The organism is Okeania sp. SIO2B9 (genome assembly GCF_010672505.1).
Lineage (GTDB): Bacteria > Cyanobacteriota > Cyanobacteriia > Cyanobacteriales > Microcoleaceae > Okeania > Okeania hirsuta.
Window position 1 is genome coordinate 1 of record NZ_JAAHGK010000305.1, and the last position, 6,527, is coordinate 6,527.

Below are 6,527 nucleotides of genomic sequence, written 5' to 3' on the forward strand. Positions count from 1 at the left end.
CAAGGGTTTAACTGTAATTATTGTTGATGATGGCAACTCTCCAGAGCAAGCAGTAAAAATAGCAAATAATCTGGTTTTAACAGGTCAAGTTTTGGCAGTAATTGGTCATACTTTTAGTGAAATCACGATGGAAGTAGCTCCAATTTATGAAAAGAATAAACTGGTTTTAATTTCTCCCACTGCTAGTGCTTCTAAATTATCAAATCGCAATGATTTTTTCTTTAGGATGATACCATCTGATGCCACAATGGCTCAAGCAATGGCAAGTTACTTAATTAATAAATCTACTGATCAACAGCAAATAGTAGCTCTGTTTGATAATCCTAATGATATTTACAGTGAATCTCTCAAAAATAAATTTATGGTTAGTTTGAGTGCTGGTGGTGGCAAAATAGTTAAAGATATGAATGACAGTTTTGATTTATCAAGGACTTCTTTTAATGCCAGTGCTGCGAACAATAGAGTAGAAAAACAAAAAGCTACTGCAATTGTATTACTGCCAGATATTTCCACTTTAGCGAAGGCAATAGAGGTAATCAAAGCAAATTGGCAGCTCAATTTACCGATAATTACTGGAGAAAACCTCTATAGTAACTATACTCTCAAGTTTGGTGCTCAAGAAGCAGAGAAAAATGTTGTAGTAGCTACACCGTGGCACAGCTTGAATAGCCCCGATCCAGATTTTCCACTGCAAGCAAAAAACATTTGGGGAGGAACTGTTAGTTGGCGTACGGCTTTTGCTTATGATGCAGCTAGAGCCTTGATTACAGCATTAGAATCACTTCCAGAACGTCAAGAGTTAAATCGCATCGCCCTGCAACAAATTTTAGCAAGTGAAAATTTTAGTTCTGAGGGTGCTACAGGAGAAATAACTTTTTTACCAAGTGGCGATCGCCAGGAATCAAGAATTATTTTTACTAGAGTCGTGAAATCTAGTTGTTCGCCATTAGGCTATACATTTCTGCCCCTAGATTATCCTGTCAGCAAGTTTAGTATTTTGGAATGTGATTGATTCGTTATTTAGAGGAGATAAGGGTTAGGTAGTGACTATTCAACAATTAATAATTAATAATTAATAATGGCTTTGTTGCACAAAAGATGAACATAGAGTATAGATATGGTTATGGTTATGGTACAAAAAATCTGCACCGACTAGATATGAGTAAGTCCAAGTCCAAATCCCAATACAGAGTAAGTAACTGGTCAGCAATACGATGCTTCCTTGAAACAAAGGGGGAGTCTAACATTTTGGCTGAGTAATCAAATGATAGAGCAGTGGCTGACAACAGAGAAAACTGGACGTCGGGGGGCATCTCATACCTATAGTCAGGTTGCTATGGAATTAATGGCAACTCTTGCTACTCTGTTGAGCTTGGTAGGACGACAAACCGAGGGATTTTTGGAATCTATATTTACCTGAATGGGGTTAGAGCTACCAGTACCAGATCACAGTACCTTGTCCCGTCGCCTGAGTAAATTGAATATTGAGATACCAGTAGTCCCAGCCCGTCGCCCAAGAGGCCATGCATCTAGTCGTAGACTCTACAGGGGTGAAAGTGTATGGAGAAGGGGAATGGAAAACAAGAGTTCATGGTGTAAGTAAACCTGTACAATTGCGTAAGTTACATCTAGGTGTCAATGAAGCAACTGGGGAAATTGTTAGTGCTGTGGTAACAACTAACAATGTTAGTGACGATCAAGTGTTTTGCTACTGATTGGAGGGAGTAGAGGGTGAGATTGGGCAAGTATCTGGTGATGGAGCCTATGATCAACGCAAGTGCTACGAGGCAGCCAGTAAAAGGGGAGCTAAACCAACCATACCACCGCGTCAAAATGCAGTCATCTGGCAGCATGGCAAATGTAAAGCTCCGGCTGATCCCAGGAACTCAAATCTCAGAGAGACTCGTAGAGTGGGACGTCAAAAATGGAAACGAGAGAGTGGATACCATCGGCGCTCCTGATCCGTTTGCGTAGCATTCCGTAGGAAAACAACAATGTTGAGGCTCAAAGTGATATTCGGAGGCAAGTTGCGACGACGAAAATTTGAGACTCAAGCAGTGGAGTTATTTATACAGTGCGCTATCCTTAACCACATGATTCAACTTGGGTTACCTGAAAGCTACAAAGTAGAAATTTAGTTGATGGAATTTTCGGGGGAGCCGTCGCGAATGCAACTTTCATGCAACAAAGCCATTAATAATTAATTATTACCTCTCCTTGAAAGCTGATAACGGTTTGCATGCTGGTGAAAAATACGAAAACTCTGTCTGGGATTTTTACTTCGGAGAAGAACTAGGACAAGTTAGGAGTTTAGAAGTTAACTTTAACGGTATAATACCATTTCTCCATGAAGTTGCACTTACAGCGCTTTTCAAATTGATGAACCACATCTTCACAAACAAAACTTTGTAGGGACATTCCATGGAAAGTTCCTACTGTGGTCTACCCAAATGAAAACCGCTGTAATATTAAAGATGAGAATAGTCAGTGCAATAAGGTCCGATCGACAATTATTAAGCGCAGCTTTACAAAGAATTGGTATAAATGGTGCCATCTCTGAACTAACATACAAAAAAATGTACAGTGATTTCCTTTCAGATCCAAAAGTGCGTGTACCAGATCCTAATAGCATTGCAGCTTTAGCATTCATTGGTGGTGGAATGTTCCTTTCCCGTCGTCGCCAGTCTCGCTAAGAAATTAAATTATAATTGCATCTACTATAAATTTTAATATTGGATACAAATAAATAAAAATTCTATAACTGGGTTTCTCCTAAAAACGAAACAGGAGAATCTCAGATTTTTTTTGTTATCAAGATATATAGTAGGGAATAGGGAACAAAGGCCACTTGCATCTGACCAATGCGGAATTGCAGCACTATTTCCTATAGTACCAATGAGCAAAAACTTTGCTATACTTAGTTTTCTATTTCCCCATCAGGCTAAAATATCAGGAGGATAAGTTTAGCATTACTTTTGTAAATTGCTACAATCACAGTGGGTTGAAAATTCTTCGATCAAAAAATTGATATAATAACCAAGATTAATTTTAAATATATCAAAAACTAATTAACAGGGATTGTGACTTCAGAAAACCTAACATTATTTGAAACTGAATATAAAGCTGGCAAATATGCCTTTGAGCGAGGTCAATACCGTAATTCAGTGCAACATTTAGAAACTGCTAAAGACAATATTGAGCTTAATTCAAGATTTGGGGGAGAGGTACAAATCTGGTTAGTGACAGCGTATCAAGCGGCTGGCCAAATTCAAGAAGCAACTGCCCTTTGTAAACAACTAACTCGTCATCCTCGTTTAGAAACCCGCCAACAAGCAAAACGTATATTAGCCATTCTCGAAGCACCTGTACTGAGAACCAGGCAAGAATGGATGACTAAAATTCCTGACTTGGGGGCAATATGTGAAAGTGATGCTAAAGATCGTCGAGGTAGCACTATGGTTTCCCAAGTGAAATCACGGCCACCGAAGCCAAAAACTCTGAAGTTAGAAGTTGTCGATCCTAGTCAAGTTAACACAAAAGATAATCAATTTGTTTGGGTGGCGTTAGTACTAATAATTCTGACTGTTAGTGGGTTAGTTTGGTTTAGTTGATTTTTATCAGGACTTACGCACGCATACGAATTATACACTATTTGTAGGGGGTTAACGGCCGTTAACCCCTACTATATTTGGTTGTTATGCGTGATATTATGTCCGGTAGCATCGGCATTGTATAGCAAAGGTAGGCAACAGCTCCGGAAGGCAACAGGCAACAGACAGGAAGGCAATTGAGCAAGAAAAAAACTTAAATTTCCTGTAGATATCCACGCTAACTTTTACACAAACGATACCAACGGACATGATATGAGTGAGTCCTCAGAAGTATTTTCCCACCAACTTTTCAGAGAATGACTTTTTGGAGGTGAATATCGTCCGTTTATATCAAATCCGGTAGCATTGGTATAACTAGATTAGTTAATTAGGAGTCAGGAGGGAATAAAATGTAGAAATATTTGCGATCTGGCTGACAATGAAACATTTTTTTATACCGAACCCGGGCGTATTTGATCTCAAAGTCTACAGTTTTAATTATCTCCTGGTTGATGGCTTTCTCAAACTGAATAGCACTTTCATTACCCTCATTTTGCAATAGTGAGCTAATGAATTACACCAACTATCTTTTTTAATAGATTAATCTAAAGAACTCGATCTATTACAGTAAATTGAAAAGCTCTATTCAGAGAATTATTTGTTTCATTCTTGCTGAAATTAAAGCAATATTTTGCATTTTTATTGACCACATAATTTACTCTTTTTATAGAAATGATCATCTCTAATTATCAGTTATGAGAATGCTTCAGTAACAATAGAGTTTTAATACCAGGATATAGATTTTAAGACCTTTCAACTATTCTCAATCTTGCCAAATTCCCCTAACACCTAATTTTTAGAAAATTTTCAGCAAAAAATAATTTAACCGACACTCAACCTGCTTAAATATAATATGTAAAGTTATATCTGAGAGGTAAATTATGAATGCAAAGGATATTGCGGGATTGATACATCCAGCATTGGCAGTTGTGGTGGTTTTCCCAATCATTGGTATAGTTCTCAACTTGGCTTGGCAGACTCGTCAACGAAGGCTACAAACTGCGGATAAAAGTAAAAGTAAAATTCCTCCAGTGGTAGGACCGGAACATAGAAAAATAGGTAATTTGTTGACGGGTTCCGTTGTGGGAATAACTTTAGTCGCTATTGCTTACTCAATATATTTTAAGGGTATTTTTAAAGATTTTAAAAGTGAAAATATGACCCTAGCAATATTAATAGTAACCATCTTTATGACTACGGTTGCTTCTCTAATATTTCTTTATCAAGCTAAAACTAAATTATGGCGAGGAGTATTTGCGACCTTAACCGGAGCAGGTATCGTAATTTTAGGTTTTCAAGATGGTGTTTTCCGACGCGACTATGAGTGGGCAGTTTCTCATTTTTATTATGGTATAATAGCTTCAATATTGATGATTTTTTCTTTGACTATTGTGCCGGAAATATATAAAGATAGGACTCACAAATGGCGCAAAATTCATACTGCTTTAAACTGTTTGGCGATTCTAGTATTTTTAGGGCAAGGAATAACAGGAAGTCGGGATTTGTTAGAAATTTCTCTAAGTTGGCAAGAAAAATATTTATATAAATGTGATTGGGAAAAACAAGTTTGTCCAGATGCACAATCACAAATTTTATCACCAGAAATAATTGTTGCTTCTATTTCTAATTATCCAACTTTAGCTCAGACAAATACTGTTTTAGCTTCTGGAGAATTTGTAACTATTACTCCGGGGGAAGATACCGAAGGTACAGCAGAAATTATTCAAGCAGGTAATAAAACTCAAGTTCGGTTAGCGGAAAACTTTTCTGCCATTGAAGGTCCGGCAGTAAAATTGTTATTACATAAAGAAAATCGTCCGGAAAGTTATACCACAGAAAATTATGTGCGTTTGGGAGATTTAAAAAGTTTTACAGGAGAACAAGTTTATGACATTCCAGAAGGAATAAATTGGCAAGATTATCCAAATGTTGTGGTCTGGTGTGAAAAATTTGATGTCACTTTTGGATCAGCAAAACTTAAGTGATATTAAATCTGGTTGAACAACCTCACTTCAATTTAGTAGTAGGGGTATTTTCCTGCGGAATGCTACGCAAATATGTCGCGGAGGAAACGGCCGTTTGCTGGCGCACAACTATCATTAACAACCATAAAAGGATGCTAAACCCTTTAGGACTATAGAGCAAAACTACGAGCAATTATAACTGTTATACTGAATATGAGTTACTATTTACCGTTGCACTTATGCGACAACTATTAAGAAAACGATCGAGATTATAAACTTTGGCAATAGATGCTAGTAAAGTTGGCTGAGTTGCAATAATACTCAGTGGAGTAGAACCTGGAATAGGAATAAAAGCTGAACCAAAACATACCCCAGCTGCTGTAGCAACAAGAGAGTATGCTACTGTCCTTTTTAGTTTGACATTAACTGCCTGAGCTGTTATAAATGCTTGCGAATATGATTCAGGAATGGCTTTTATAGACGCTTCTGTTAATTCTTTTAGACCTGAAACTGTCTTGCCTGCAATAGGATCGGCAGAAACTTCCATAATTTTGAGTTGAGTATTTGCTCTCTGTTCAATTTCAGCTAAGGAGTCACTCAGCCTTTTTTTTAGTTCAGAAAGCTCTTTTGGTTTAGCAATATCACACTGACTTAACACTATGATTACAGGAATTTTTAAGCTAAGTGCTGTTTCAATCACTTTTAGATCGAAATGTTCAATCCTAGTTAATCCTGCATGAATGAGGTACCAAACAAGGTGAATACTGTCATCTACAGATTGGGTATTGGAAAGAGATTTTTCCCCAAGGAATCCTAAAGTCTCTTGTAAAAAATCATCTGTTTTGCTAACTTCATAACCAGCAGAATCATAGAGTATGATTGGAATATCTGGATTATATGGGTTTGGATATTT

Annotated in this window: 5 protein-coding genes and 1 pseudogene; 5 read left to right on the top strand and 1 reads right to left on the bottom strand. The window is 37.3% G+C overall.

Annotation, left to right across the window (positions count from 1 at the left end):
• The 5 genes and pseudogenes from F6K13_RS12800 to F6K13_RS35125 all read left to right on the top strand — a co-directional run.
• On the top strand, positions 1-1,012 hold a 1,012-nt coding region (locus F6K13_RS12800), incomplete at its 5' end, for an ABC transporter substrate-binding protein (protein WP_287287553.1).
• Positions 1,013-1,158: 146 nt separating this feature from the next.
• Positions 1,159-2,138 (top strand): annotated as a pseudogene (locus F6K13_RS12805) (IS5 family transposase).
• A gap of 312 nt (positions 2,139-2,450) precedes the next feature.
• Positions 2,451-2,693 carry a PEP-CTERM sorting domain-containing protein gene (locus tag F6K13_RS12810; protein WP_124143236.1) on the top strand — a complete coding sequence of 81 codons (243 nt, stop codon included), beginning with the start codon at positions 2,451-2,453 and terminating at the stop codon, positions 2,691-2,693.
• A gap of 387 nt (positions 2,694-3,080) precedes the next feature.
• A complete protein-coding gene (locus F6K13_RS12815) occupies positions 3,081-3,611 on the top strand; it encodes a hypothetical protein (protein ID WP_124143235.1) in 531 nt (176 codons plus the stop codon).
• Positions 3,612-4,531: 920 nt separating this feature from the next.
• Positions 4,532-5,635, top strand: coding sequence for a DM13 domain-containing protein (locus tag F6K13_RS35125; protein WP_124143234.1), 1,104 nt, complete (start codon positions 4,532-4,534; stop codon positions 5,633-5,635).
• Between the two features lie 181 nt (positions 5,636-5,816).
• On the opposite strand, the gene F6K13_RS12830 is transcribed toward F6K13_RS35125, so the two are convergent.
• On the bottom strand, positions 5,817-6,527 hold a 711-nt coding region (locus tag F6K13_RS12830; RefSeq protein ID WP_287287555.1), incomplete at its 5' end, for a hypothetical protein.